Source organism: Mesorhizobium sp. M7A.F.Ca.CA.001.08.2.1, assembly GCF_003998455.1.
Classification (GTDB): Bacteria; Pseudomonadota; Alphaproteobacteria; order Rhizobiales; family Rhizobiaceae; genus Mesorhizobium; species Mesorhizobium ciceri.
The window spans coordinates 1-512 of the sequence record NZ_RZPW01001448.1 but is presented as its reverse complement, the minus strand read 5'-3'; the positions used below and the strand labels follow the sequence as shown (position 1 = coordinate 512).

The window sequence follows — 512 nt, the reverse complement described above, 5'->3', positions numbered from 1 at the left end:
GTCCTTCGCATCCAGCCGGCGGGTTTCGATCTTGCTGTGGGCTTCGCGCTTGTAGCCCTCGACCAGCACGAGGTCGCAAGGGGCAAGCCGCGACAGGACAGTCTCCAATGTCGGCTCATCCTCGCCGCGCAGCTCGTGCATCAGTGCCCAGCGAACGCCGGAGACGATCGCGACTTCGGTGGCGCCGGCCTGCCGGTGGCGAAAGCTGTCCGCGCCAGGTTTGTCGATGTCGAAGTCATGGTGGGCATGTTTCACCGTCGACACCTTCCAGCCGCGCCGGACCAATTCGCTGACCAACCTCTCGGTCAAAGTCGTCTTGCCGGAATTCTTCCAGCCTGTGATGCCGAAGACACGTCTGTTCATGGCTTGATGCTCTGCAACAGACGCTCGGCAGACACAAGATCGTCCGGTTCATTGATGTTGAAGAAAGGGTCGATCCCCGCAGATGGCGGAACCGGGAACTCCACCTCGACAAAACCCTGCCGGTCGATGAAAGCCGAAACCCGCCTGGT

At 61.1% G+C, this 512-nt stretch carries 1 protein-coding gene and 1 pseudogene; both read right to left on the bottom strand.

The annotated features are described in order from the left end of the window. Positions 1–363 (bottom strand): molybdopterin-guanine dinucleotide biosynthesis protein B (mobB, locus tag EN914_RS37910; RefSeq protein ID WP_127389800.1); only part of this gene is annotated, 363 nt, incomplete at its 3' end. After that, positions 360–512: pseudogene (locus EN914_RS39795) on the bottom strand (molybdenum cofactor guanylyltransferase MobA); the annotation flags it as partial. The gene mobB and the pseudogene EN914_RS39795, both read right to left, overlap by 4 nt.